Genomic DNA, 25,633 nt, shown 5'->3' with positions numbered 1-25,633 from the left:
GCGGCCTGCGGAGTGCCTTCAGGAAGGATCGCGGGCGACCTGGAAACCGGCGAACGACTGGCTGGTGGGCATGATCTCCAGCCGGTTGATGTTCAGGTGGGCCGGCAGCGTGGCCACGTAGAAGATCGACTCGGCGATATCCTCGGCGGTCATCGGGTGGGCGCCGCTGTAGAGTTTGTCCGAAGCGCTCTGGTCGCCGTGGGTGCGCACCAGGGTGAACTCGGTTTCGGCCATGCCCGGTTCGATCGTGGTCACGCGCACGCCGGTGCCGTGCAGGTCCGAGCGCAGGCCCAGCGAGAACTGGCTGACGAAGGCCTTGGTGCCGCCATAGGCGTTGCCGCCCGGGTACGGATACACGCCGGCCACCGAGCTGATGTTGATGATCGCGCCGCGGCGGGCGATCAGCTGCGGCAGCAGGCGGTGGGTGAGGGTGACCAGCGCGGTGATGTTGGTGTCGATCATCGTGCGCCAGTCTTCCAGCGCCGCCCCCTGCGCCGGTGCGGTGCCCTGGGCCAGGCCGGCGTTGTTGACCAGCAGGTCGATGTCGCGGAAACCGGCCGGCAGCGCGGCCAGCGCCGCGTCCATCGCGGCGTGGTCGCGGATGTCGAAGGCGGCGGCATGCACCACGTCCGCACCGAATTCGGCCACCAGTGGCTGCAGGCGCTCGCCGCGACGGCCGGTGGCGATCACCTTCCAGCCGGCGGCGGCGAAACGGCGGACGGCGGCGGCACCAAAGCCGGAAGTGGCGCCGGTGATCAGGGCGATTTTGGACATTGCGGAATCCTTGGGGCAGGGAGCGGGGATTTTCGCACTGTGGGTGCAGTGGCGGGAGGGATGAGCGGGTGCAGCGTTAAAAGCCAAAGCCAAAGCCAAAGCCAAAGCCAAAGCCAAAGCCAAAGCCAAAGCCTCCCCTGAGCGACGCCAAAGGGAGGGGGGCTCTTTGCAGGGAAATCAACGTTGCAAGAAAACGCGTTCGAGCAGGTTGGGCAAGCAAAGCCCCCGGCTGCGCTTACCCCGGCTACAAAGGCACAGACAAAAAGCCCCGACATCAACCGATATCGGGGCGTGAATGCTCCAGATGCTTCACCAACGAACCAATAGTCGCAACAGCCCTCTTTAGTAAGGGGGCGCGCCGACAGGCGCGGGGATAGGGAGAAAACGGGCACGGTGCCCATAGTTTGCCAAGCAAACTATGGGGTAACACCGCCTCCAGCGGTGTTACTGCGCCTTGATCGCCATCGCCTGCAGGCCGCTGCCGTTGAGCTTGGCCTTGGCTTCGGCCAGTTCGCTGGCGGTGCCGTACGGGCCCATGCGTACGCGGTAGACGGTGTTGCCGTTGATCTGCGCCGATTCCACGCGCGCCGCCAAGCCCATCATTGCCAGCTTGGCCTTGGTGGCTTCCGCATCGCCGGATGCCCCGAAGGCGCCGGCCTGCAGGATGTAGCGCACGTTCTCCGCCGGGGCCGTTGTGGTCGCCGTCGGTGCGGGCGCAGCCGCGGCCGGTTTGGGCGCCGGTTGAGCGCTGGCGACCTGTGCCGGGGAGCTCGCTGCAGGACGGGCCGGGGTGCTTTCGGCCACCGGTCCGGGCTGACGCGGGGTTTCGGCGACCGGCGCCGGCAACGGTGCCGGCAACGGTGCCGGAACCGGACGGCCTTCCAGCGCCGCCTGCGCGCGCTGGGCTTCGGTCGCCGGTGCAGCGGCCGCCGCGGCGCGGGCGGCGGCTTCGCGGCGCTGTTCCTCGGCCTTGGCACTGGCCGCCAGTTCAGCATCGGACATCTGCACTTCCGTGCCTGGCAGCAACGTGTAGAAGTCGTACTGGGTGGCCGGCTTGTCCTCGGCCTTGGCCGCTGGCGTCGGCCGGGCCGGCGTCACGCCGGCGTCCAGATCCGCATCGGCCACGGGGGCCGGCTGCGCATCGGGGTTGGGTTGCGGGCCGACCCGCAGGAAGCCGTCGCCGTCCTTCTTGAACAGGTCCGGCGCCGCCAGGAACACCACGGCGGCGATCGCCGCACCGGCAACCAGCCACACCCAGCCGGGCGTGCCGTTGTTGCTGTTGCGTCGCGCCTGACTCTTGCCGCGTCGTGCTGCCATGTCTACTGCGTCTCCTTGACTTACATCTTTTCCGGGGCGCTGACGCCCAGGATGCCCAGGCCGTTGGCCAGCGTCTGCCGCACCGCGCAGGCCAGTGTCAGCTTGGCGTTGCGCTCGGCAGCCTCATCCACCAGCACCGGCGTGCCGTGATACCACGTGTGGAAAGCGTGCGCCAATTCACGCAGGTACTGTGCGACCTGGTGCGGTTCCAGCGCGATGCCGGCGCTTTCCACCACTTCCGGATAACGCGAGATCTCGTTCATCAGCTCCAGCGACAGCGCGTCGCCCAGCACCGCCAGCGCGGCCAGATTGTCGGCCTGGGTGTAGTCCAGGCCCTTCTCCTGCGCCTGGCGCAGCAGCGAGCAGACCCGGGCATGGGCGTACTGCACGTAGAACACCGGGTTGTCGCTGCTCTGCTGGCGGGCCAGGTCGATGTCGAAGGTCAGCTGCGAATCGGGCTTGCGCGCGATCAGGAACCAGCGCACCGCATCGGCGCCGACTTCCTCGATCAGGTCGCGCAGGGTCAGGTAGCTGCCGGCGCGCTTGGACAGCTTCACTTCCTCGCCACCGCGCATCACCGTGACCATCTGGTGCAGCACGTATTCGGGCCAGCCCTGGGGAATGCCTACATCCAGCGCCTGCAGGCCGGCGCGCACGCGTGCCAGCGAACCGTGGTGGTCGGCGCCCAGCTCGGTGATCGCGCGCTCGTAGCCGCGCTGCCACTTGCTCAGGTGGTAGGCCACGTCCGGCAGAAAGTAGGTGTAGGTGCCGTCGGACTTGCGCATCACGCGGTCCTTGTCGTCACCGAAATCGGTGGAGCGCAGCCACAGCGCGCCGCCTTCCTCGTAGGTGTGGCCGGAGGCGTTGAGCTGGGCCACGGTCTCTTCGACCTTGCCGTCCTTGTACAGCGAGCTTTCCAGGAAGTAGATGTCGAAATCAACGCCGAATGCAGCCAGATCCTGGTTCTGCTCGTTGCGCAGGTAGGCCACGGCAAAGCGGCGGATGGCCTCGATGTCCTCGGCATCCTTGGCACCGACCACCTGGCTGCCTTCCAGTTCCACGGTCTGGCCGGTCAGGTAGGCGGTGGCCACATCGCCGATGTACTCGCCGTTGTAGGCCTCGCTGGGCCACTGCGCGTCGCCCGGCTTGAAACCGCGCGCACGGGCCTGCACCGACTTGGCCAGATTCTCGATCTGCACGCCGGCGTCGTTGTAGTAGAACTCGCGCTTGGCGTTCCAGCCGTTGGCTTCCAGCACGCGGGCGATGCAGTCGCCGATCGCGCCGGCGCGGCCGTGGCCGACGTGCAGCGGGCCGGTCGGGTTGGCCGAGACGTATTCAACGCCCACGGTGCGGCCGTTGCCGGTCAGGTTGCGACCGTAGTCCTGGCCCTCTTTGAGTACGCTGACCACTTCGCGCTGGTAGGCCACCGGCGCGAACTTGAAGTTGATGAAGCCCGGGCCGGCGATCTCGACACTGGCGATGTCGTCGCTGGCTGGCAGTGCCGCCACCAGTGCCTGGGCGATGGCGCGCGGATTGCTGCGCGCGGCCTTGGCCAGCAGCATCGCGGCATTGGTGGCGAAGTCGCCGTGTTCGCGGGTCTTGGGTCGTTCGACCACGAAATCCGGCGGCAGGGTGTCGGCAGGCAGGGTGCCGTTGGCGCGCAAGGCTTCGATGCCTTGGCCGATGAGGGCGCGGAGTTGGGCTTTCACGTGACTATCTGCTTGAAGCGCGGAACTGCCCATTTTACCTGAGCGATGGCCCGGCCGCCTTGCCGGGGCGCGTGCCTGGCGGTCAGGAATGTCAAAGAATCCGCGGTTTTGGTTCAGATCCAGCCGCGTGCGGCCAGCGAGACTGGGGCGCCATCACCGATCACGAAGTGGTCCAGCAGGCGGATATCGACCAGCGCCAGCGCCTGTTGCAGGCGGGTGGTGATGGCCCGGTCGGCGGCGGAGGGCTCCGGATTTCCCGACGGGTGGTTGTGCCCGATCATCACCGCCGCCGCATTGTGGGCCAAGGCGCGACGCACCACTTCGCGAGGATGCACCTCGGCGCCGTCGATGGTGCCGGCGAACAGCTCCTCGAAGGCCAGCGCCCGGTGCCGGGTATCCAGAAACAGCGCGGCGAACACCTCATGCGGCCGCGCGCGCAGGCGCTGGGCGAAATAGCGGCCGGCAGAGGTGGGATCGCTCAGGGCGATACCGCGTTCCAGCTCGGCGGCCAGATGGCGCTGGCCCAGTTCCAGCGCGGCGCTGAGCTTGCAGGCGCGGGCCGGCCCCAGGCCCGGCAGCTGCGCCAGTTCATCGGCGTTGCGATCCAGCAGTTGCCGCAGCGGACCATGGGCCAGCAGCAGGTCGCGTGCGGTCTGCACCGCGTCGCGGCCGCGTAGGCCCGAACCGAGGAAAATCGCCAGCAGCTCGGCATCGGAGAGGATGCCCGCGCCCCGGGCCAGCAGCTTCTCGCGGGGACGCTCGGCAGTGGGCCAGTCGCGGATATGCATGCCCACAGACTGGGCGCCAGTGGCCAGAAACGGGATCAGGCGATGCCGACCCTTCGGGTAAGCTAAACGTTCTTGTGCAGGTAGGAATTTTCCTCGTGACCGGCTTTCCCCAGAGTCCACAGACGCCATCGCGATCGTTGGAAGGACAGAAACTGTTGTTGTGCGTGGGCGGCGGCATTGCCGCCTACAAGGCGCTGGAGCTGGTGCGCCGGCTGCGCGATGCCGGCGCGCAGGTGCAGGTGGCGATGACCGCAGGGGCGCAGCAGTTCGTCACGCCGCTGAGCTTCCAGGCCTTGTCGGGCCAGCCGACCCGCACCACGCTGTGGGACAGCGCCGCCGAACAGGCGATGGGACATATCGAACTGGCGCGCTGGGCCGACCGCATTGTCGTGGCCCCGGCCACGGCCGATCTGCTGGCGCGGCTGGCCCATGGCAACGCCGATGACCTGGTGACCACCCTGTGCCTGGCCACCACCGCGCCGCTGACCGTGTGCCCGGCGATGAACCATCGCATGTGGTTGCACCCGGCCACGCAGGCCAATATCGCGCTGCTGCGCGAGCGCGGCGCACAGGTGATCGGGCCTGAAGACGGTCCGCTGGCCGAGGGCGAATCCGGCCCCGGCCGCCTGAGCGAGCCGTTGGCGATTGTCGCGGCGTTGGCAGGTCATGCGGGTCCGGCCGCGGCTACTGTGCCGGGCCGGCTGCACGGCCTGCGGGTGCTGATCAGTGCCGGCCCGACCTACGAGGATCTGGATCCGGTGCGTTATGTCGGCAACCGCTCCAGCGGCAAGATGGGCTATGCGCTGGCCGCCGCCGCCGCCGCCCGGGGCGCGCAGGTGACCCTGGTCAGCGGGCCGGTGCAGTTGCCGACGCCGGCCGGGGTCACCCGGATCGACGTGCGCTCGGCCGCGCAGATGCGCGAGGCGGTGCTGGGCGCGCTGCCGGCGGACATCTATATCGGCGCGGCCGCAGTGGCCGATTACACCCCGCGCCAGGTCTCGTCGCAGAAGCTGAAGAAGACCGCCGACAGCCAGACCCTGACGCTGGAGCTGGTGCGCACCCCGGATATCCTGGCCGAAGTGGCCGCGCAGACCCAGGCGCTGAAGCTGGTGGTCGGCTTTGCCGCCGAGACCCACGAGGTGGAGAAATACGCGCGCGGCAAACTGGTGGCCAAGCATCTGGACCTGATCATCGCCAACCAAGTCGGCATCGCCGGCAACGGCTTTGAGAGCGACCAGAACGCGGCGGTGGCCTACTGGGATGGCGGCCAGCGCGAGTTCCCGGGCACCGCCAAGACCCGGCTGGCCGAACAGCTGCTGGACCTGATCGCCGAGAGGTTGGATGCATGAATGAGGCAAGTGCGCTGCAGCCGTTGCAGGTGAAATTGCTGGATCCCCGCTTCGGCGATGCCTGGCCGCTGCCGGGCTACGCCACCGAAGCCAGCGCCGGCATGGACCTGCGCGCGGCGATCGAAGCGCCGATGACGCTGCCGCCGGGCGATGCGGCGCTGCTGCCCAGCGGGATCGCCATCCATATCGCCGACCCCAACCTGTGTGCGGTGGTGCTGCCACGCTCCGGGCTGGGCCATCGCCATGGCATCGTGCTGGGCAACGGCACCGGCCTGATCGATGCCGACTACCAGGGGCCGCTGCTGATCAGCGTCTGGAACCGGGGCCGTGACGCCTTCACCATCGAACCCGGCGACCGCATCGCGCAGCTGGTGGTGATGCCCATCGCCCGCGTCACGTTGCAGGTAGTGGATACTTTCATCGACAGTGCACGTGGAACGGGTGGGTTTGGCCACACCGGGGTGCGCTGACAGGGGGAAACGCACGATGAGCCAAGGTAAGGAAAGCCAACGCCCGCGCGTGGCGCTGGGCCGTTCAACGCCGCTGCTGGCGGTACTGCTGTTGCTGCTGGCGGGCTGGTTCGGCTGGAGCGCGTTCAACCAGTGGCTGCAGGCCGATACCGGCACCGTGCTGGAACATGCGCGCGATCGCGCCGTGAGCGACGTGCAGCAGGCGGTCAGCGCGCAGCTGGTGCAGTTCGGCAAGCAGCTGGAGCGGGCGCCGGTACAGGCCGCGCTGGCCACCGGTGATGCCACCGCCACCGCGCTGGCGGTGCGGGAGCAGTGGACCGGTGTGGAGGACGCGCAGGTGCTCGACGCCACGCTGTCCAGCGCCTATGCCGATCCGGCCGCCTTCGGCTATTCGCGTCTGGCGCTGCTGGAGCTGGCGCTGGCCGAGGGCAAGCCGGTCGCGCGGGTGGTGCGCGATGCCAATGGCCCGCGTCTGGGCCTGGCAGCGCCGGTGCAGTTGCACGGGCAGGCGGCGGTGGTCTACATCCGTCAGCCGTTGACCCGGCTGACCTCGGTATTCGATCCGATCCAGTCGCCGGACCGGGCGTTTCTGGGCCTGCGCCAGGGGGGCTTCACCATCCTGCAGAAGGGCAATGCCGGCCTGGGCGGCAGTGCCGATGCGCTGGCCCGTCCGGTCGGCGACACCGGCCTGCGCGTGGTGGCCGAATTGCCGGATGTCGACGCAGGCCCGCTGGGTCTGGGGGCGATTCCTTGCGCGGTGGTGGCGTTGCTGCTGCTGGTGACGGCGCTGCTGTTGCTGTTCGGGCGCAAGCGCCTGGCCAGCCTGCCGGCGCTGCGCAGGAAGGGCGAGGTCGAAGAAGACAGCGGCATCACCCTGCATGAAGCCCTGCAGCAGGACCCGCTGCCGCCCGCGCCCGGCGCCGCGCGGGCCGATGGCGAGCCGACCGTACAGGCCGAACCCGGTGCCGAGGCGGTGCCGCCGGGCATTTTCCGCGCCTACGATATCCGCGGCGTGCTGGGCAGCGAACTCAATGCCACGGTCGCCACACTCATCGGCCAGGCCATCGGCAGTGCGATGCAGGCGCAGGGCCTGCGTGATGTGGTGGTCGGCCGCGATGGCCGGCTGTCCGGGCCGGAACTGGCCGACAGCCTGATCCAGGGCCTGCGCCTTGCCGGCTGCGATGTTATCGACATCGGCCTGGCGCCGACGCCGGTGGTGTATTTCGCCAGCTACCACCTGCGCGCCGGCAGCTGCGTGGCGGTGACCGGCAGCCACAATCCGCCGGATTACAACGGTTTCAAGATCGTGATCGGTGGTGAAACGCTGTCCGGTGCCGCCATCACCGACCTGTACACGCGTATCCAGGAAGGCCGTCTGCAACGTGCCGATACGCTTGGCGGGCTGCAGCAGCGCGAGGTGATCGACGAGTACATCCTGCGCATCGCCGACGACGTGCAGCTGGACCGTCCGCTCAAGGTGGTGGCCGATGCCGGCAACGGGGTGGCCGGGGCGGTGGCGCCGCAGCTGCTGGAAGCCATCGGTGCCGATGTCATTCCGCTGTACTGCGATGTCGATGGCAGCTTCCCCAACCACCACCCGGATCCGAGCGAACCGGACAATCTGGAAGACCTGATCCAGACGGTGAAGCGCTTCGACGCCGATATCGGCGTGGCCTTCGATGGCGATGGCGACCGCCTGGGCGTGGTGACCAGGGATGGCAAGGTGATCTACGCCGACCGTCTGCTGATGCTGTTCGCCGCCGATGTGCTGATGCGCAATCCCGGCGCGATGGTGATCTACGACGTGAAGTGCACCGGCAAGCTGTCGGACTACATCCTGCGCCATGGCGGCAGCCCGATGATGTGGAAGACCGGGCATTCGCTGGTCAAGGCCAAGATGCGCGAGACCGATGCCGAACTGGCCGGCGAGATGAGCGGCCACTTCTTCTTCAAGGAACGCTGGTACGGCTTTGACGATGGGCTGTACGCGATGGCGCGGCTGCTGGAAATCCTCGCCCAGCGTGAAGAGGACCCGGCCGAGGTGTTGAATGCGCTGCCCGATGCGGTCTCCACGCCGGAGCTGAAAGTGGCGGTGGAGGCGGGCACCCAGCACGCGCAGGTGGCATTGATCGCCGCCGCGGTGCAGGCCCAGGCGCAGGTCGAAGGCTCGCCCTTCGCCGGTGCGCGCCTGGCCACCATCGACGGCCTGCGGGTGGATTTCAACGACGGCTGGGGCCTGGTGCGCGCCTCCAACACCACGCCGGTGCTGGTGCTGCGCTTTGAGGCCAACGACGAGGCCGGATTGAAACGCATCCAGGAGCTGTTCCGCGAGCAGTTGCTGCAGGTGTTGCCGGCGGGCATCGACCTGCCGTTCTGAGCGCCGTCCCCGGCTGAAAACCGGGGCCGTCCGCGGACACCCCGGGCGGCCTCGTCAGTTGCCGGCAAAGCGCAGGCCGACACCGGGCTCGGTGAACACATAGCGGGACTGCAGGGCCGAGTCGCCCAGTTTGTGCCGCAGCCGTCCCACCAGGATGCGCAGGTAATGGGTGTCATGCCGATGCGTCGGCCCCCAGATCTCCTGCAGGATCTGCGGTTGCGTCACCACCCGTCCGCCGTTGCGCAGCAGCAGGGCGAGCAGGGCGTACTCCTTGCGGGTCAGGGCGATCCCCTCACCGTCCACACGCACCTCGCGCCGGGCCAGGTCGATATGCAGGTGGCCATCGTCGAACACCGGCACCTGGCCTTCGCTGTCGGTGCTGCGGCTGCGCAGCAGCGCCCGCACCCGTGCCATCAGCTCCCGGGTGCCGAACGGTTTGGTCACGTAGTCATTGGCGCCGTTGTCCAGGGCGCGCACTTTCTCGGCTTCGCCGGCGCGCACGCTGAGCATGATCACCGGCACCTGGCTCCATTGCCGCAGCTCGGCTAGCACCTCGTGGCCTTCCATGTCGGGCAGGCCGATATCCAGCACGACCAGGTCGGCGCCGTCCTCGGCCAGCTGCCGCAGGCCATCGGCAGCGGTGGCGGCCTGGGCCACCGCATAGCCCTGCGTACGCAGGGAAATGTCGAGGAAGCGGCGGATCTGCACTTCATCGTCGATCACCAGCACCCGCGCTGGTGGAATGGCCGGGGCGCTATTCATCTTCGTGCGGGCCGGACGGTGCCGGCTGGAGCTGGGGTAGAGTCATGCGGATCAGCGTACCGCGTCCACCCGGACCGGCCAGTGCCTCCACGCGGCCGCCGTGGGCGCCGATCATGCCCTGGCAGATGGTCAGGCCCAGGCCGGTGCCCTGGCGGCCACGGTCACCCCGCTCCACGCTGTAGAACATGTCGAAGATGCGCGCGCGCTCGGCATCAGGAATACCGGGGCCTTCGTCGATCACCTCGATGCACAGTTCGCCATCGCGCTGGCGGGCACGCACTTCCACCGGAACGCCCGGCGGCGAGAACCTGGCCGCGTTCTCCATCACGTTGAACACCGCCTGTTCGACCAGCGCCGGGTGCACCCAGATCGGCGCCAGCGCGGCCGGAATGTCCAGCTGCAGGCGCACCTCGGGTTGATAGCGCTGCAGGCGCCGCGCGGCCGAGCCGATCAGTTCGTCCACGCCGATCCAGTCGCGGTTGAGCTTGAGCCCGTCGTGGCCGAGCCGGGTCATGTCGAGCAGGTTCTGGATGTAGCGGTCCAGCCGTTCGCCCTCGACCACGATGGTGTCGAGCAGGGTGCGGCGGTCGCCGGCATCCATCGCATCGGCGTAGTTGGACAGGCTGTCGGCCGAGCCGATCATCGCCGCCAATGGCGAGCGCAGGTCATGCGACACCGAGGACAGCAGGGCCGAGCGCAGGCGTTCGGTTTCGTTGTGCAGATGCGCTGTTTCCAGGTCGGCGACCAGCCGCGTGCGCAGGGCGGCCTGGGCGATGTCGTCGGCCATCGCCTGCACCAGCTGGCGTTGCTCGGGGGCAAGCCGTGAGTGCAGATGATCAAAGCGTAGGCCGGCCACGCCTATCGCCCGCGCCTCGCCGTCGAGCAAGGGCAGGAACCACCAGCCGGCGCCGGCCAACGTGTCGGTGAAGCGGCCGGCGGGCTGGCCATGACGCAGTGCCCAGTCGGCCGCTGCCAGATCGGTGTCGCCGGGCGCGGCACTGCCGCTGGTACTGGTGTCGGCACCCAGCCGTACCCAGGCCGGTGCATCCAATGCCTGTTCCAGTGCTACCCGGCCGGCGTGCGCGACCTGGGCATTGTCGGTGGCACCGACCAGTTGCCGCCCCAGCGTCTGCCGCACATTGGCATGGCGATTGGCCGCACGCAGCGCCACCACCTGCATGCGCAGGCGCGATGCCAAGCGGCCGGCAACCAGTGCGGCGGCGAGGAACAGGAAGACGGTGATCACGCCTTGCCGCGCGCTGATCGCAAAGGTGAAGCGTGGTGCGATGAAGAAGAAGTTGTAGGCGAGGAAGCACAGCGTCGCCGCCAGCACCGCCGCGCTCATGCGGGTGCGCGCGGCCACCAGCACCACCGCGACGATGAACACCATCGCCAGATCACTCAGGCCTATCCAGTGTTCGCCCAGCCATGCGGCGAAGCAGGCGCCGGCGGTGGCCAGCACCGCCGTCATCGCATCCTTGCCCCAGCTGTCCGGGGTAAGCGACAGCCCGAAGCGACGCGCATTGGCGCGTGCCTGCGGTGTGCTGATGATGGTGATCTCGTAGTGCGCGCCGCGCTGGATCAGCTGCTGGGTCAGGGTCTGGTTGAGCATCCGTGCGAAAGGGCGTTCGCGGGTACGACCCAGCACCAGTGAGGACACCGCGTTGTGCGCGGCGTAATCCAGCAGCGCATCGGCGATGCCCGGCCCATGCAGCAGCTCGGCGTCGCCACCGAGCCGGCGGGCGAGCGCAAAGGCGGCGTCGATCTCGCGGCGGGTGGCCTCATCGGGGCGCCGGTGCTGCACGGTCACCACCGTCCACGGTGCGTCGCGGCGTTCGGCGATGCGCCGCGCCACCCGCACCAGGTACTCGCTCTGGCCGCTGCCATCGATGGCGACCACAACCCGCCGCCGCAGCGGCAGATTGCCTTCGCCGCGTGCGGCGCGGGTCTCGCGCAGGCTGCTGTCGACGCGGTCGGCCGCTTCCTGCATCGCCAGTTCGCGCAGCGCGGTGAGGTTGGCCGGCGAGAAGAAGGCCTGCAGCGCCTGCGCCGCCTGTTCGGGAACGTAGACTTTGCCCTGCTGCAGGCGTTCGATCAGCTCGCGTGGTGGCAGGTCGACCAGCACGATGTCATGCAGACGATCGAACACCACGTCGGGCACGGTCTCGCCCACGCGCACGCCGGTGATGCGCATCACCACATCGTTGAGGCTTTCCAGATGCTGGATGTTGATCGTGGTCCACACGTCGATGCCGGCATCGAGCAGCTCCATCACATCCTGCCAGCGACGTTCGTGACGACTACCGGGAGCGTTGCGATGGGCCAGCTCGTCGACCAGCACCAGTGCCGGCTTGCGCGCCAGCACCGCGTCCAGATCCAGCTCCTGCAGCTGATGGCCGTGGTAGTCCAGCGTACGCAGGGCGATGCGCGGCAGACCGTCGAGCAGGGCGGCGGTATCGCTGCGGCCATGGGTTTCCACCACGGCCGCCACCACGTCCACCCCGCGCCGCAGCTGTTCCTGGGCGCGGGTGAGCATGCGGAAGGTCTTGCCCACGCCCGGCGCGGCGCCGAGGAAGACGGTGAGCTTGCCACCGGCGTCACGTTGCAGGGCCTCGGCCAGGGCATCGGCCTGGCGGCTGCGGGAGTCGTTCATGGCCGCGATTGTGCGCTGTTGCAAGCGCGGCCCGCATCAGGGCGCATACGCGGCCTGATCCAGCGCCCGGTTGAGGGCGACGATGTTGATACGCGGCTGGCCGAACACGCCCCATTGGCGGTTCTGTGTGTGTACAGCCACCAGCGTCTGCACGCGCGCTTCAGGCCAGCCGCGCGCGCGGGCCACGCGCGCGACCTGCACCTGCACCGCAGCGGGCGACAGTTCCGGATCCAGCCCGCTGGCCGACTGCGTGACCAGGTCAGCCGGCACCGTGGCCGGGTCGATCTTCTCGCGCATGGCAACGGCGGCGGTGGCCGTGTCCACGCGCTTGTTCAAGTCCGGGTTGCTGCGCGCCATATTGCTGCCGGCCGCCGCCATCGGGTCGTAGTTGGCCGCCGAAGGACGGGTCTGGAAATAGCCATCGCCGACGAATGGCTGCGCCAGATACAGCGAGCCACGCACCTGGCCGTCGGCATCGCGGATCAGGCTGCCATCGGCCTGCGCAGGAAACAGTGAGCCGGAGATGCCGGTCGCCAGCGCCGCATAGACCAGGCCGGTGCCGAGCAGGCCGAACAGGGACAGACCAATGGCCGGCCGCCACAGCGGGTTGCCGGTACGACGGGAAGAAGTGTTGGAGGTGTTCATGCGCCAAATACCAGAGCAAGCAGAAGGTCGATGGCCTTGATGGCCGCAAACGGCAGCAGCACGCCGCCCAGTCCGTACACCAGCATGTTCCGCCGCAGCAGCGCGGTGGCGGTGGCCGGGCGGAAGCGCACACCGCGCAGGGCCAGCGGGATCAGTGCCGGGATCACCAATGCGTTGAAGATCAGCGCCGCCAGTACCGCATTGCGCGGGCTCGACAGCTGCATCACGTTCAAGGCCGCCATCGACGGGATGCTGGCGGCGAACAATGCCGGCAGGATGGCGAAGTACTTGGAAACGTCATTGGCCAGCGAGAAGGTGGTCAGCGCGCCGCGGGTGATCAGCTGCTGCTTGCCCACTTCCACCACCGCCAGCAGCTTGGCCGGGTCCGAATCCAGATCGACCATGTTGCAGGCCTCCTTGGCCGCCTGCGTGCCGGAGTTCATCGCCAGGCCGATGTCGGCCTGGGCCAGCGCCGGCGCGTCGTTGGTGCCATCGCCGACCATCGCCACCAGCCGGCCGCCGGCCTGCTCGGCACGGATGCGCGCCAGCTTGTCCTCTGGCCTGGCTTGGGCGATGTAGTCATCGACGCCGGCTTCGGCGGCGATGGCGGCGGCCGTGAGCGGGTTGTCGCCGGTGATCATCACCGTGCGGATGCCCATTGCCCGCAGCTGGGCGAACTTCTCGCGCATGCCGTGCTTGACCACGTCAGCCAGCTCCACCACGCCGAGCACATGCCGGCCTTCGCTGACCACCAGCGGCGTGGCGCCGCCACGGGCAACCTGGTCCACCCGCGCCTGCAGCTCGTTCGGCACCGTGCCACCCAGTGCCAGCACATGCGCGGTGATGGCATCGGCAGCGCCCTTGCGGATGCTGCGGCCGTTGTCGAGGTCGACACCGGACATGCGGGTTTGCGCGGTGAAGGACAAATACTCCGCTTTTTCCGGCTCGGCGGTGGTGCAGGCCTGCTCGCGCGCCAGACGCACGATGGATTTGCCTTCCGGCGTCGGGTCGGCCAGGGACGACAGCAGCGATGCCTCACGCAGCTGCGCGGCGTCGATGCCGGCCAGCGGATGGAAGTGCGTGGCCTGACGGTCGCCGTAGGTGATGGTGCCGGTCTTGTCGAGCAGCAGCACGTCCACGTCGCCGGCCACTTCCACCGCCTTGCCGGATTTGGCCAGCACATTGGCCTGCAGCGCACGGTTCATGCCGGCGATGCCGATGGCCGGCAGCAGGCCGCTGATGGTGGTCGGTATCAGGCACACCAGCAAGGCGATCAGCAGCAGCGGATCGACCTTGACGCCGACAAAGCCCGCAATCGCCGGCAGCGTCGCCACCACCATCAGGAAGGTCAGCGACATCGCCGCCAGCAGCAGGGTCAACGCGATCTCGTTTGGCGTCTTCTGCCGGTTTGCGCCTTCCACCAGCGCGATCATGCGATCGAGGAAGCTGTGGCCCGGTTCGGCGCTGATGCGCACCACGATCTCGTCGGACAGCACCTTGGTGCCGCCGATCACGCCGGAGCGGTCGGTGTCGGCTTCGCGCAGTACCGGAGCCGATTCGCCGGTGACCGCGGCCTCGTTGATGGTGGCCAGGCCGCGCACGATCTCGCCGTCGGCCGGCACGAACTCGCCGGCACTGACGATCACGTGGTCGCCCGGACGCAGCTCGGCGGCGGGCACACGGTTCTCGGCAGCACCCTGCAGCGGCGTGGTGATGCGCCGTGCGATCAGGTCCTGGCGGGCACGCCGCAGCGACGCGGCCTGGCCGCGGCCACGCGCTTCGGCCACGGCTTCGGCGAAATTGCCGAACAGCACCGTCACCAGCAGGATCGCGGTGACCGTCAGGCCGAAGCCCAGCGGCGCCGTGCCACTGAGGGTGACGACCAGTGCCAGCACGGTGCCGGCCATCACCACCGCCATCACCGGGTTGTGCAGCAGGTACAGCGGAGACAGCTTGCGGACCGAGTCGAACAGCGCACGGCGCAGGTCGGCTGCATCGAGCAGAGCGGGGCGGCGCGATGCCGTAGGAGAAGATGCCGCAGGAGAGGCGGAGCGGTTCATGGGGGCGTTCACGGTGAGGGGGCTCCCTGCAGGGCCAGCAGGCTCAGGTGTTCGGCCACCGGGCCAAGCACCAGCGCTGGCAGGAACTGCAGCACGGTAAGGACGATGACCAGGCAGATAAGCGTCAATGCGAAGGTCGGGGTTTCAATCTGCAGGCTGCCGGCGCTTTGCGGCACCTGCCGTTTGGCGGCCAGCTGGGTGGCGATGACCAGCGGGATGATCAGGATCGGGAAGCGGCCCAGTGCCAACACCAGCGCACAACTGAGGTTCCACCACACGCTGTTGTCGGCCAGCCCTTCAAAGCCCGAGCCGTTGTTGGCATAGGCCGAGGTGAACTCGTAGAACACCTGGCTGATGCCATGGAATCCGGGGTTGGAGGTGCCGGCCAGGCCGGGGATGGCCAGGGTCAGTGCGGTCAGGCCAAGCAGGGTGATCGGTTGCAGCAGCACCAGCACCGCCAGCAGGCGCACCTGCGGCGTTTCCAGCTTGCGACCCAGCAGTTCAGGCGTGCGCCCGGTCATCAGGCCGGCGAGGAACACCGCCATCATCAGGTAGACCAGGAACTGCTGGATGCCGCAGCCGATGCCGCCCCAGATCGCGCTGACCAGCATGTTGACGATGGGCATCATGCCGCCGAGCGGGCTCAGCGAGTCGTGCATGCCATTGACCGAACCGTTCTGCACCTGGGTGGTAATGGACGACCACAGCGCCGTGCCATCGGCGCCGAAGCGTGCTTCCTTGCCTTCCATCAGCAAGGCGCTGGCGGCGCTGGCGCTGTGCCCTTCCAACCACAGGCTGGCGCTGGTGGACAGCACCGACATGGTCAGCATGCAGCCGAACACCAGCGCGCCAAAGCGCCGCCGGCCGGTGAAACTGCCGAGCATGCAGATGATAGCCATCGGGATCAGCAGGATGCCGATCAGCTCCAGCGCATTGGATAGCGGGGTCGGGTTTTCCAGCGGGAAGCTGCTGTTCGGGCCGTACCAGCCACCACCGTTGGCGCCGAGCTGTTTGGCCGCGACCATCGCCGCCACCGGGCCGAGCGGGATCTTCTGCGTTGCCATGCCGGCGGCGGCATCGATCGGCGTGGCCTGCGGGCCGGCGGCCAGCGTGGAAGGCACGCCCTGCCAGTTCAGCAGCAGCGTCCACACCAGGCACAGCGGCAGCAGGAAGCGCAGGCACAGGCGCACCACGTCGGCGTAGTAGTTGCCGACGGTGATGCCCGGTGCGGCATGGCCGCTGTCGTTGCCGGCCGGTTTCATGAACAGGGCTCGCAGCGTTGCCACTGCCAGTGCCAACCCCATCATTGGGGTGATCACCTGCAGGCCGGTGATGCCGGTCATCTGCGCGAAGTAGGACAACTGCGCCTGGCCGCTGTAATGCTGCTGGTTGGTGTTGGTCAGGAACGACACCATGGTGTGCAGCGCGGTGTCCCAGCGCAGGTTGGGGATGTTGTCCGGGTTCAACGGCAACCAGGCCTGGGTCATGAACACGGTCATGGTCAGCACCGCCAGCACCAGGTTGCTGATCAGGAACGCGACCACATAGCCGCGCCAGGACATGGAATGTTTCGGGTCCACGCCGAGCACGCGGTACAGCGGCTTTTCGATCCAGTGGAAGAGGACGTCGATACGCATCGGCGTACCACGCATCAGCCGGGCCAAGTACAGGCCCAGCGGCCAGGCCAGCGCCAGGCTGGCCAGAAGGATGAGGAGGGGCTCGATCACGGCAGCGCTCCTCACAACGACTCGGGTCGAAGGACCGCGTACAACAGGTAGGCAGCGGCAATCAGCACCACTACGCCGCACAACAGGGCAAGCCAGCCGGGCATGGAAACCTCGAAGTCAGGACGCGCTCTCGCCGGTCGCAAGGGCGCGTGGATGGAAGGCGGGGAGCAGCCAGCAATGAGCCTGATCCCCGGTCAGCTAAGACATCGTCCTTCGGCAGGCCATAAACGCGCGACGGCGCGGACCGGATGCTGGCGTAAAAACGGCATAAAAATGCGTGTGCCAGGTGGCGCCATGAACGTCGCCCGTCGCCAAGCGCGGCGGCGGGTGTGTTGCCAGACCCATGAAAAAAGCGACCCGGAGGTCGCTTCGTTCTCTTGCCTGCGGCGCTGCCCGCTCAGCCCTGGATTGGCGCGGGTGCGGGCGCTGCGTCGGGCGCGGTCCCCGCATCGGCGGGGGCCGCAATTCCCTTCAGCTCGCGGTAGCGGGCCAGGCTTTCGGCGATCTCCACTTCCATGGCCTGGCGCTGCTGCTCGAACGCGGTCTGCAGCCGCAGCTGGGCCAACAGCTCGTGGTGGCGCTGGCGGATCTCGCCGGCCTGCTTGTCGCTCACCTTCTGCCCGGCCAGCTCGCGGTTGCCGGCCGACAGCAGCTGCGCGGCCAGCGCTTCGCGCAGGCTGGCGACGTTGTAGAGGGCGGTGTTGATGTTGTTGTCCACGATCGCGGTGCGCTCGGCGAACACCCGACGCAGCGCGTCCTCGCTGCCATAGGTGGCCAGCATCGCCTGCTCGGTCCGCCTGCGGGTGTCGGCCGCGGCCGCATCGATCTTCTGCTGGGCCTCGGCCAGGGCGGCGTCGGCGCGCTCCTCGGCGGTGAGCGCGCGCTGGATTTCGGCACTGCGGGTACCGCTGCGGGCGTTGAACTCCTGGCGCGCGCTGTTCACCGCTTCCGGTGGCAGCGTGTCCGAACAGATACGGCGGCTGCCCTCATCCCAGCAATACAGTTTCTTGCCGGAATCGCCCTTGTTCTGCGCCAGCGCCGGTGCCGCCAGCGTGGCCAGCAGCATCAGCAACGTCGCCCCTGTGTTGTACCGGTCCAGCGCCATGGCAGCCCCCTGCTGTCAGCCTGTTGGATTGCTGCCGTAGCGGCCACGGTAGGCCAGCAGCGGTTCGCGATAGCCGACAAGTTCCGGGTTCCCGGAGGCGAATGCAAGCAGGTCGGCCAGGTTGGCCACGGCGATCACCGGGATGCCGGTCTCGGCGGCCACGGCCTGCGCGGCCGAACGCGCGTCTGTTTCCGAGGCGATCTCCTGGCGGTCCAGCGCAACGACAATACCGGCCGGAATGCCGTTGGCTTCGCGGATGATCGCCAGCGCCTCGCGGATCGCGGTGCCGGCGGTGATCACGTCATCGACGATCAGCACGCGCTTGCCGGCCATGTCCGCGCCGATCAGGGTGCCGCCCTCGCCGTGGTCCTTGGCTTCCTTGCGGTTGAAGGTCAGCGGCAGGTTGCGGCCGCGGTGCGAGAACTCGCAGGCGATCGCGGTGGCCAGCGGGATGCCCTTGTAGGCCGGGCCGAACAGCTGGTCATAAGCAATCCCGGCAGCGTCGATGGCGTCGGCATAGCAGTTGCCCAGCTGGGCCAGTGCCAGGCCGGTGTCGAAACGGCCGGCGTTGAAGAAATACGGGCTCACGCGGCCGGACTTGAGGGTGAACTGGCCAAAACGCAGCGCGTCGGCGTTCAGCGCCAGCTGCAGGAAACGGGAACGGTGGTCACTCATGTAAATGCGTTTTCTTGTCGTCTATTGAAGGCGCCTAGGGTAAAGCATGGCTTCGGCGATTGCTGGGGTGGACGGTATGCTGTACCGGTCCCAGGTCCAGCCAGCGGTATTCCATGCGCATCATCAGTTTCAACGCCAACGGCATCCGTTCGGCCACCACCAAGGGTTTTGGCGACTGGTTCGCCCAGCAGCAGGCCGATGTGCTGTGTATTCAGGAAACCAAGGCGCAGGAGGCGCAGCTGACCGACGCGCTGTTCCGCCCGGACGGCCACCACTGCTTCTACCGCGACGCGATCACCAAGAAGGGTTACAGCGGGGTGGCGATCTGGAGCCGGCGCGAGCCCGACGAGGTGCGCACGTCGCTGGGCTGGGCGCCGTTCGATGATGAAGGCCGTTACATCGAGGCGCGCTTTGGCAACCTGAGCGTGGTCTCGTTCTATATCCCCTCCGGCTCCTCCGGCGAGCTGCGCCAGGGCTTCAAGTTCGAGGTCATGCAGTGGCTGCGGCCGATCCTGGACGAGTGGCTGGCCAGCGGTCGCGACTATGTGCTGTGCGGTGACTGGAACATCGTGCGCAGCGCGCTGGACATCAAGAACTGGAAGTCCAACCAGAAAAACTCCGGCTGTCTGCCGGAAGAGCGCGACTGGCTCAACGGGCTGTGCGCCGACCGGGCCGAACTGGCCGATGCGGCCACGGGCCGTGGCTGGGTGGACGCCTACCGCGCCCTGCACCCGGACGGGCAGGACTACACGTGGTGGAGCAACCGCGGCGCGGCGCGTGCCAACAACGTCGGCTGGCGCATCGACTACCAGTTGCTCACCCCTGGCCTGCGTGAGCGTCTGCGCGGCTGCTCGATCTACACCGGTGAGCGCTTCTCCGACCACGCCCCGTTCACCGTGGACTACGACCTGTGACCGAAGCGGTGGTGGAGGCCCCCCCGGCCGGGCTGCAGCGCCTGCGCCGGCTGTTCGTGATCCTGCTGCTGGGCTTCGCCTCCGGGCTGCCGCTGGCGCTGACCGGCGGGGCGATGCAGGCGTGGCTGACGGTGGACGGGCTGGACCTGGTGACGCTGGGCTTCCTGTCGCTGATCGGCATTCCCTACACCTTCAAGTTCCTGTGGGCGCCGTTGATCGACCGCTTCGACCTGCCGCTGCTGGGGCGCCGGCGCGGCTGGATCGTGCTGCTGCTTCTGCTACTTGCCGCGGCGCTGCTGGCGATGAGCACGCTGTCGCCGTCGCGCAATCTGGCGCTGTTCGCTTCGGCGGCCGTGCTGGTGGCGTGCCTGTCGGCGACGCTGGATGTGGTGATCGATGCCTACCGGACCGACCTGCTGGCACCGGCCGAACGCGGCCTGGGCGGTTCGCTGACGGTGCTCGGCTACCGGCTGGCGATGGTGCTGTCCGGCGGCATCACCCTGATCTGGGCCGAACAGTGGCAGAGCTGGCCGCAGGTGTACCGGGTGATGGCCGCCCTGGCCGCGACGGTGGGCGTGCTGGCGCTGGCGCTGATGCCGCCGCTGCCGGAACGCTTCAAGGCGCCGGTATCCCGGGCCGGTAGCGAGTTGCGCGGCTTCCTGGCGCTGGTGGCCGGCGTCGCACTGGGCGCGTGGCTGGCGCACCAGGCATTGGTGCTGCTGGGACTGGATCCGGCCAGCAAGGACCGCTGGATACGGCTGGTGTTCGTCGTCACCCAGATCGCCGCGGCGATGCTGATGGGCTTGGGCGCCACCCGCCGGGTACCGTTCGAGACCCTCAACGCCTCGTTGCGCAGCTACTTCGGCATGCGCGGGGCCGGCGCGTTCCTGGCGCTGGTGGTGCTGTACAAGGTCGGCGATGCCTTCGCGCTGAGCCTGTCCACGCCGTTCCTGCTCAAGGGCATGGGTTTCAGCCAGGCCGAGGTGGGGCTGGCGAACAAGACCATCGGCCTGCTGATGACGATCGTGGGCGCCATCGTCGGTGGCTTCTTCCTGCTGCGGGTACGCCTGTCCAACGCGGTGATCGCCTTCGGCGTGCTGCAGCTGGTGTCCAATCTGGGCTTCTATCTGCTGGCCCGGGAAGGGGCCGGCGCCTGGGGTACGGTGCAGGTGCCGGCGTTCAACCTGCTGATCGTGCACCTGGACCAGCCCACGCCGATGGATGGCCTGCTGCTGTTCGCGCTGAGCCTGGACAACTTCGCCGGGGGTATGGGCACGGCGGCGTTCGTGGCGTTGCTCAGTGGCCTGTGTGGCACGCGTTTTTCGGCCACCCACTACGCGTTGCTGTCGGCGTTCGCCACGCTGGGACGGGTGTTCGTCGGCCCATTCGCCGGCGTGCTGGCCGATGCCTACGGCTGGCAGGTGTTCTTCCTGGTGTCGGTGGTGGTCGGTGTGCCGGGGCTGCTGATGGCCTGGTGGCTGCGCCGCGAAGTGGATGCGACCACGCAGCTGGCGCGCCCTGCCTGACGCGGGAAGCTGCGGCAAGCGTTGAATCGCGCGGTGGTCTGTCTGATCATGCCCGCGGGGGGATCCACCGGTAGCCAACAGGTGGTGGGTATGGCCGATGTGACGTTGCGGGATGTCGATCCGCACCTGCTTGAGCGGATCCGCCGGCTGGCGGTGGCCCGCGGCTGGACGCATGAACAGACCTGTCTGGCGCTGCTGGAGCAGGGCCTGTTCGCCGGCGAGCAGGAAGTGCGCGGCGGGTTCGAGAATCCGGAGGTCGATGCGCTGTCCGAAGCGATTCTGGCGTTGAAGGCGTTGCCGGCCGGCGGCGGGTTCTAGTGGTGTTTCAGGCCGGGTGGATCGCGCCGAGGATGCGCGGTCCGCGCGCGCCACTGACACTGGGCAGGTTGCCCGGGCGTCCTGCCAGCGTCTGCTGCGCCAGCCATGCAAAGCCCATCGCTTCCATGTAATCCGGGTCCAGGCCGTGCCCGGCGCTGGAGCCGACCCGCACGTCCGGCAGCCGGGCCTGCAGGCGCTGCAGCAAGCGCGGATTGCGTACGCCACCGCCGCAGACCAGGACCTGACGCACGTCGGGCAGATGCGCGAGCAGCGCATCGGCCACCGTGGCGGCGGTCAGCTCCAGCAAGGTGGCCTGCACATCCGCCGGCACCGGCGGGGTGTCGGCGAAATGCGCTTCCACCCATTGAAGGTGGAACTGTTCGCGGCCGGTGCTCTTGGGCGGCGGCAGCGCGAACCACGGCTCGGCGCGCAGCTTCGCCAGCAGGACCTCGTCGACCCGGCCGCGGGCGGCAAACGCGCCGTCGGCGTCGTAAGGACAATCCAGGTGGCGCTGGCACCAGCCATCGAGCAGGGCGTTGGCCGGGCCGGTATCGAAGCCGCGGATGCTGCCGTCACGCGCGATCAGGCTCAGGTTGGCGATGCCGCCCAGGTTGAGCACCGCACGGTCCTCACCGGTGCTGCCGAGCATGGCCAGATGGAACGCCGGCATCAGCGGTGCGCCGTGACCCCCGGCGGCGACATCCCGTCGGCGGAAGTCGGCCACCGTGGTGATGCCGGTCAGTTCGGCGATGCGGCTGGCATCGCCGATCTGCCAGGTGAAAGCCGGGTCGGCCAGCGGCCGGTGGCGGATGGTCTGGCCGTGCGAGCCGATCGCACGCACGCGGGTGCGGTCCAACCCGGCCTCCGCCAGCAGCTGGTTGGCTGCCGCGGCGAAGGCAAGGCCCACCGCCGCGTCCAGTTGCCCCAGCGCGTCCAGCGAGGCCGGCTCGCCGCCCTGGCCCAGCGCGATCAGCAGCTCGCGGGTCGGGCGCTCCCACGGATGGGTATGGCCATGGATGAAGCGGCAGCCGCCGTCCTCGGGAAACTGCACCAGCGCCGCATCGATGCCATCGGCGCTGGTGCCGGACATCAGGCCAACAAACAGCGGCAGGTGCGGATCGACAGGCGTCATTGCGGGAACCGGAAAGCAGACGGGCAGGAAGCTTCCAGCTCCCTGCCCGTGGCGTCAACGTGGAACGCGGAGGTCAGCCGCGCTTGCCGGCCGGTGCGGGTGTGGTCGCGGCACTGGCGGTGCGGGTGGCGGCCGGCTTGCGGTTACCGGCGTCGGCGTAGATCAGTTCCTCCATGCCCTGGATCCGTGCCATCGCCGGCGCGGTCTGGGCGCGGAAGGCGACCAGTTCGGCGCCCTTGAGCGGTTCCGGCGGCGGCATCGTCACCGACAGCGGATTGCGGTGCACGCCGTTGACGCGGAACTCATAGTGCAGGTGCGGCCCGGTCGACATGCCGGTGGAGCCCACATAGCCGATCACCTGGCCCTGTGCCACGCGCTGGCCGGTGCGGTAGGGGCCCAGCCGCGACATATGCCCGTACAGCGTGGTGTGGCCGCGGCCATGATCCAAGATCACCACATTGCCGTAGCCGCGCTGGGTGCCGGCGAACTGCACACGGGCATCGCCGGCGGCCATGATCGGGGTGCCGGTGCGTGCGGCGTAATCCACGCCCTTGTGCATGCGCATGGTGCCCAGGATCGGATGCCGGCGAGAGCCGAAGTTCGAGCTCAGGCGGGCGAACTGGATCGGCGAGCGGATGAAGCTCTTCTTCAGCGGGCGGCCGCTGATATCGAAGTACTCGGACTTGCCGTTGCGCTCGAAACGGAAGCCGGTGTGGGTTTTGCCGCCGGTCTGGAAGGTGGCCGCCAGGATCTTGCCGGTGTCGATGCGCTCGCCTTCGCGCCAGGTTTCATCCAGGACCACGCTGAAGCGGTCACCCGGCTGCAGGTCCTTGGAGAAGTCGATGTCGTACTTGAAGATCTCGTCGGTCATCGTGGCGATGGCCGAGGGCGACAGGCCGGCCCGGCGGGCGGCGGTGTACAGGGAGCTGGTGATCTCGCCACTGGCGACCACGGTGCGGGTGGTGGTGGCGCGTTGCATCACCTTCTCGCGGATCTGGTCGCCCTGCAGCGACAGCTCGACGCGGTGGTTGGCATCGCGGTCGAAGCGGATGCTGCGCAGGGTGCCGTTGACCGGCAGGTCGAAGGCGATCTCGGTGCCGGGCTTGAGCCGGGTCAGCACCTCGCGGGTGCCGGGGTGGTCCAGTACCCGCTGCATGGTGGTTGCCGGTACCCCGGCCGCAGCGAACAGATCGCTCAGGGTCTGCCCGCGTTCCACCCGCTGGATCTGCCAGCTGTCACCCGGGGTCTCGCCGCGGCGGGCCAGTGACAGCGGCGGCAAGGGCAGGGCGAGCGTGGAGTGGGACGTGGGGACCGGCAGATCGATGGCATTGGAGAAGCCGGGCACGATCGTGGCCGCCAACGCGCCGATGGTGGCGAACAGGCTGGCGTGGATCCAATGCCGTCGGGTCCAGCGTTCGTTGAATGCGGCCGGCAGGTGGTGTTTCAGCTTTCGATGCAGGGCGGTGTCGTGCAGGACGCTGAGGCGTTCTTTGAAGCGTTGTTTGCGCGCGGGGCCATGATCGGGTTGGGACATCACTCAGTTCTCTGGCCGGCCCGGATCGCGGGCCTAAACGCGGGTAACATAGACAGGTATCAATACCGCGTCAAACCATTGAGCCACATGGCTTTTCGATCTTGCGGCGCGGTTAACTTGCACTTAACACCATTCATGTTTTTAACGGCGAAGCCGGGAGTTTTGCGTGTCCTCGATTGATGAAGCCCTTGCCCTGATCGGCCGTGGTGCCGACGAAATCCTCAAAGTGGAGGAGTTGCGCCAGCGGCTGGAAAGCGGCCGTCCGCTGCGTGTGAAGGCCGGTTTCGACCCCACTGCTCCCGATCTGCACCTGGGCCACACGGTGCTGCTGAACAAGCTGCGCCAGTTCCAGGATCTCGGTCACCAGGTCATCTTCCTGATCGGCGACTTCACCGGCATGATCGGCGATCCGTCCGGCAAGAGCCTGACCCGCAAGCCGCTCAGCCGCGAGGATGTGCTGGCCAACGCACGCACCTACGAGGAGCAGGTGTTCAAGGTGCTGGACCGGGACAGGACCGAGGTGCGCTTCAACTCGGAGTGGTTCGGCAAGATGAGCGCGGCCGACATGATCCGTCTGGCCGGCCAGCACACCGTGGCGCGCATGCTCGAGCGCGACGATTTCGCCAAGCGCTACGCCGCCCAGCAATCCATCGCTATCCATGAATTCCTGTATCCGCTGGTGCAGGGCTACGACTCGGTGGCGCTGGAATGCGACGTCGAACTGGGCGGTACCGACCAGAAGTTCAACCTGCTGATGGGGCGTGGCCTGCAGGAACACCACGGGCAGAAGCCGCAGATCGTGCTGACCATGCCGCTGCTGGAAGGCCTGGACGGCGTCAACAAGATGTCCAAGTCGCTGGGCAACTACATCGGCATCAGCGAGCCGGCGATCGACATCGTCACCAAGACCATGAAGGTGGACGACACCTTGATGTGGCGCTGGATCGATCTGCTCAGCTTCGATATCTCCATTGACGAGGCCAGGCAGCTGCGTGCCGACGTCGAGGCCGGCACCCTCAATCCGCGCGAGATCAAGCTGCGCCTGGCGCGTGAGTTGACCACCCGCTTCCACGATGCCGCCGCCGCCGAGCAGGCCATCGCCGGCTGGAATGCCGCGGTGACCGGGCAGGGCGATATCACCCAGCTGCCGCTGCAGGAAGTGACCGTGCCGGCTGAAGGACTGCGTATCGGTGCGTTGCTGACGGCGGCAGGGCTCACCCCGAGCAACTCCGAGGCCTCGCGCAAGCTCAAGGAGCGCGCGGTAAAGGTGGATGGCGAAGTCGTCGAAGACGCCCAGACCGTATTGCAGCCTGGTTTCGAGGGGCTGCTGCAGGTTGGCAAACGCACCTTCGCCCGCGTCCTGCTGGTAGTGGCGGGCTGACGGCGCAGGTGAGCAAGGCCGCTTCCCCCGGGGAGCGGCCAAAGCCCTCTCCTGCCGGGAGAGGGTAGGGCGACGCCCCTTTGCCTCATCACCCCGTAAGCCTTGATCAGCATCATCTGGATGCGTAACTGCTGTGTACACCTATAAGTGCAAGCAAAGCATTACGGGCCGTTCCAGGGCGCAATGAACGATTGCTCGAAAAAACTTTCCACAACCCCTTCACAAAGCCCGTAAAGAGGCACATACTTCACCTCCCCCGACGCAGGGACCTCGCAAGAGGCGCAAGCGAAAGGAAAGCTTGAAGTCACCGCCTCGAAAAAAGGTGTTGACGAAGCAGAAAAGCCGGCTATAATGGGCGGCTCGCTACGACGGAAACGTCGCAGCTTACGAAGATGGCGCTGAGGCCTGATTCGAAGT

General features: G+C 67.9%; 21 protein-coding genes. 7 read left to right on the top strand and 14 right to left on the bottom strand.

Features of this window, described 5'->3' with window-relative positions; translation table 11 throughout:
• Nucleotides 1-18 precede the first annotated feature (18 nt).
• From ACVOMC_RS11795 to radC, 4 genes are all read right to left on the bottom strand, one after another.
• Nucleotides 19-774 (bottom strand): SDR family NAD(P)-dependent oxidoreductase, encoded by a 756-nt coding sequence (locus ACVOMC_RS11795; RefSeq protein ID WP_481524099.1) that lies wholly within the window; start codon nt 772-774, stop codon nt 19-21.
• Between the two features lie 444 nt (nt 775-1,218).
• A complete protein-coding gene (locus ACVOMC_RS11790) occupies nt 1,219-2,091 on the bottom strand; it encodes an SPOR domain-containing protein (RefSeq protein WP_481524098.1) in 873 nt (290 codons plus the stop codon).
• 20 nt (nt 2,092-2,111) lie between these two features.
• Complete coding sequence (gene argS, locus ACVOMC_RS11785) at nt 2,112-3,800, bottom strand: arginine--tRNA ligase (protein WP_481524097.1); 1,689 nt, start codon at nt 3,798-3,800, stop codon at nt 2,112-2,114.
• A 113-nt stretch (nt 3,801-3,913) separates the two neighbouring features.
• The gene (gene radC, locus ACVOMC_RS11780; RefSeq protein WP_054660085.1) at nt 3,914-4,588 is read right to left on the bottom strand and encodes a RadC family protein; all 675 of its coding nucleotides are present in this window, start codon (nt 4,586-4,588) and stop codon (nt 3,914-3,916) included.
• Between the two features lie 95 nt (nt 4,589-4,683).
• On the opposite strand from radC, the gene coaBC reads away from it, so the two are divergent.
• From coaBC to ACVOMC_RS11765, 3 genes are read left to right on the top strand one after another with little or no spacing between them, the layout of a single operon-like run.
• Nucleotides 4,684-5,937, top strand: coding sequence for a bifunctional phosphopantothenoylcysteine decarboxylase/phosphopantothenate--cysteine ligase CoaBC (gene coaBC / locus ACVOMC_RS11775; RefSeq protein WP_096144940.1), 1,254 nt, complete (start codon nt 4,684-4,686; stop codon nt 5,935-5,937).
• Nucleotides 5,934-6,407 (top strand): dUTP diphosphatase, encoded by a 474-nt coding sequence (gene dut, locus ACVOMC_RS11770; RefSeq protein ID WP_054660926.1) that lies wholly within the window; start codon nt 5,934-5,936, stop codon nt 6,405-6,407. Before coaBC ends, dut begins: the two co-directional genes overlap by 4 nt.
• 16 nt (nt 6,408-6,423) lie before the next feature.
• Nucleotides 6,424-8,784, top strand: a complete 2,361-nt coding sequence (locus ACVOMC_RS11765) for a phosphomannomutase/phosphoglucomutase (protein ID WP_481524096.1) — start codon at nt 6,424-6,426, stop codon at nt 8,782-8,784.
• A 54-nt stretch (nt 8,785-8,838) separates the two neighbouring features.
• Here ACVOMC_RS11765 and ACVOMC_RS11760 read toward each other — a convergent pair whose 3' ends face one another.
• The 8 genes from ACVOMC_RS11760 to pyrE all read right to left on the bottom strand — a co-directional run bounded on the left by ACVOMC_RS11760 (nt 8,839) and on the right by pyrE (nt 18,411).
• Nucleotides 8,839-9,546: a response regulator transcription factor gene (locus ACVOMC_RS11760; RefSeq protein WP_481524095.1), complete on the bottom strand. Its 708-nt coding sequence runs from the start codon at nt 9,544-9,546 to the stop codon at nt 8,839-8,841.
• Nucleotides 9,539-12,199 carry an ATP-binding protein gene (locus tag ACVOMC_RS11755; protein ID WP_481524094.1) on the bottom strand — a complete coding sequence of 887 codons (2,661 nt, stop codon included), beginning with the start codon at nt 12,197-12,199 and terminating at the stop codon, nt 9,539-9,541. The genes ACVOMC_RS11760 and ACVOMC_RS11755 overlap by 8 nt, the downstream gene beginning before the upstream one ends.
• A 36-nt stretch (nt 12,200-12,235) precedes the next feature.
• Nucleotides 12,236-12,844 (bottom strand): potassium-transporting ATPase subunit KdpC, encoded by a 609-nt coding sequence (gene kdpC, locus ACVOMC_RS11750; RefSeq protein WP_481524093.1) that lies wholly within the window; start codon nt 12,842-12,844, stop codon nt 12,236-12,238.
• A complete protein-coding gene (kdpB, locus tag ACVOMC_RS11745; protein WP_481524092.1) occupies nt 12,841-14,904 on the bottom strand; it encodes a potassium-transporting ATPase subunit KdpB in 2,064 nt (687 codons plus the stop codon). Before kdpB ends, kdpC begins: the two co-directional genes overlap by 4 nt.
• 8 nt (nt 14,905-14,912) lie before the next feature.
• A complete protein-coding gene (kdpA, locus tag ACVOMC_RS11740) occupies nt 14,913-16,631 on the bottom strand; it encodes a potassium-transporting ATPase subunit KdpA (protein WP_481524091.1) in 1,719 nt (572 codons plus the stop codon).
• Nucleotides 16,632-16,642: 11 nt separating this feature from the next.
• Nucleotides 16,643-16,735, bottom strand: a complete 93-nt coding sequence (locus ACVOMC_RS11735) for a potassium-transporting ATPase subunit F (RefSeq protein ID WP_481524090.1) — start codon at nt 16,733-16,735, stop codon at nt 16,643-16,645.
• A 293-nt stretch (nt 16,736-17,028) separates the two neighbouring features.
• Nucleotides 17,029-17,736 carry a hypothetical protein gene (locus tag ACVOMC_RS11730; protein WP_481524089.1) on the bottom strand — a complete coding sequence of 236 codons (708 nt, stop codon included), beginning with the start codon at nt 17,734-17,736 and terminating at the stop codon, nt 17,029-17,031.
• Between the two features lie 15 nt (nt 17,737-17,751).
• Complete coding sequence (pyrE, locus tag ACVOMC_RS11725; protein WP_054660344.1) at nt 17,752-18,411, bottom strand: orotate phosphoribosyltransferase; 660 nt, start codon at nt 18,409-18,411, stop codon at nt 17,752-17,754.
• A gap of 113 nt (nt 18,412-18,524) precedes the next feature.
• On the opposite strand from pyrE, the gene ACVOMC_RS11720 reads away from it, so the two are divergent.
• From ACVOMC_RS11720 to ACVOMC_RS11710, 3 genes are all read left to right on the top strand, one after another.
• Nucleotides 18,525-19,325, top strand: a complete 801-nt coding sequence (locus ACVOMC_RS11720) for an exodeoxyribonuclease III (RefSeq protein WP_481524088.1) — start codon at nt 18,525-18,527, stop codon at nt 19,323-19,325.
• Nucleotides 19,322-20,851 (top strand): AmpG family muropeptide MFS transporter, encoded by a 1,530-nt coding sequence (locus ACVOMC_RS11715; protein ID WP_481524087.1) that lies wholly within the window; start codon nt 19,322-19,324, stop codon nt 20,849-20,851. The genes ACVOMC_RS11720 and ACVOMC_RS11715 overlap by 4 nt, the downstream gene beginning before the upstream one ends.
• A 90-nt stretch (nt 20,852-20,941) precedes the next feature.
• Nucleotides 20,942-21,169, top strand: coding sequence for a hypothetical protein (locus tag ACVOMC_RS11710; protein WP_054660813.1), 228 nt, complete (start codon nt 20,942-20,944; stop codon nt 21,167-21,169).
• A gap of 7 nt (nt 21,170-21,176) precedes the next feature.
• Here the strand turns inward: ACVOMC_RS11710 and ACVOMC_RS11705 are convergent, their stop codons facing one another.
• Together ACVOMC_RS11705 and ACVOMC_RS11700 are read right to left on the bottom strand one after the other, a co-directional pair.
• On the bottom strand, nt 21,177-22,301 hold the full coding sequence (locus ACVOMC_RS11705; protein ID WP_057506149.1) for an anhydro-N-acetylmuramic acid kinase: 1,125 nt from the start codon (nt 22,299-22,301) through the stop codon (nt 21,177-21,179).
• 73 nt (nt 22,302-22,374) lie between these two features.
• Nucleotides 22,375-23,835 (bottom strand): peptidoglycan DD-metalloendopeptidase family protein, encoded by a 1,461-nt coding sequence (locus ACVOMC_RS11700; RefSeq protein ID WP_481524086.1) that lies wholly within the window; start codon nt 23,833-23,835, stop codon nt 22,375-22,377.
• A gap of 166 nt (nt 23,836-24,001) precedes the next feature.
• Here ACVOMC_RS11700 and tyrS point away from each other — a divergent pair, with 166 nt between their 5' ends.
• A complete protein-coding gene (gene tyrS / locus ACVOMC_RS11695) occupies nt 24,002-25,216 on the top strand; it encodes a tyrosine--tRNA ligase (RefSeq protein WP_481524085.1) in 1,215 nt (404 codons plus the stop codon).
• The last annotated feature ends 417 nt before the right edge of the window (nt 25,217-25,633 follow it).

The sequence above is a fragment of the Stenotrophomonas sp. STEN014 genome (genome assembly GCF_056760315.1).
Note: the sequence above shows the minus strand (reverse complement) of the source record. Positions and strands in the feature narration are given on the sequence as shown.

Bases quoted from the DNA above. Each gene is read 5' to 3' on its own strand.
- ACVOMC_RS11720 (WP_481524088.1), top strand. From the start codon at position 18,525: ATGCGCATCATCAGTTTCAACGCCAACGGCATCCGTTCGGCCACCACC.
- kdpB (WP_481524092.1), bottom strand. From the start codon at position 14,904: ATGAACCGCTCCGCCTCTCCTGCGGCATCTTCTCCTACGGCATCGCGC.
- ACVOMC_RS11755 (WP_481524094.1), bottom strand. From the start codon at position 12,199: ATGAACGACTCCCGCAGCCGCCAGGCCGATGCCCTGGCCGAGGCCCTG.
- ACVOMC_RS11710 (WP_054660813.1), top strand. From the start codon at position 20,942: ATGGCCGATGTGACGTTGCGGGATGTCGATCCGCACCTGCTTGAGCGG.
- pyrE (WP_054660344.1), bottom strand. From the start codon at position 18,411: ATGAGTGACCACCGTTCCCGTTTCCTGCAGCTGGCGCTGAACGCCGAC.
- dut (WP_054660926.1), top strand. From the start codon at position 5,934: ATGAATGAGGCAAGTGCGCTGCAGCCGTTGCAGGTGAAATTGCTGGAT.
- kdpC (WP_481524093.1), bottom strand. From the start codon at position 12,844: ATGAACACCTCCAACACTTCTTCCCGTCGTACCGGCAACCCGCTGTGG.
- ACVOMC_RS11765 (WP_481524096.1), top strand. From the start codon at position 6,424: ATGAGCCAAGGTAAGGAAAGCCAACGCCCGCGCGTGGCGCTGGGCCGT.
- ACVOMC_RS11795 (WP_481524099.1), bottom strand. From the start codon at position 774: ATGTCCAAAATCGCCCTGATCACCGGCGCCACTTCCGGCTTTGGTGCC.
- ACVOMC_RS11730 (WP_481524089.1), bottom strand. From the start codon at position 17,736: ATGGCGCTGGACCGGTACAACACAGGGGCGACGTTGCTGATGCTGCTG.
- ACVOMC_RS11735 (WP_481524090.1), bottom strand. From the start codon at position 16,735: ATGCCCGGCTGGCTTGCCCTGTTGTGCGGCGTAGTGGTGCTGATTGCC.
- ACVOMC_RS11790 (WP_481524098.1), bottom strand. From the start codon at position 2,091: ATGGCAGCACGACGCGGCAAGAGTCAGGCGCGACGCAACAGCAACAAC.
- ACVOMC_RS11700 (WP_481524086.1), bottom strand. From the start codon at position 23,835: ATGTCCCAACCCGATCATGGCCCCGCGCGCAAACAACGCTTCAAAGAA.
- radC (WP_054660085.1), bottom strand. From the start codon at position 4,588: ATGCATATCCGCGACTGGCCCACTGCCGAGCGTCCCCGCGAGAAGCTG.
- ACVOMC_RS11705 (WP_057506149.1), bottom strand. From the start codon at position 22,301: ATGACGCCTGTCGATCCGCACCTGCCGCTGTTTGTTGGCCTGATGTCC.
- ACVOMC_RS11760 (WP_481524095.1), bottom strand. From the start codon at position 9,546: ATGAATAGCGCCCCGGCCATTCCACCAGCGCGGGTGCTGGTGATCGAC.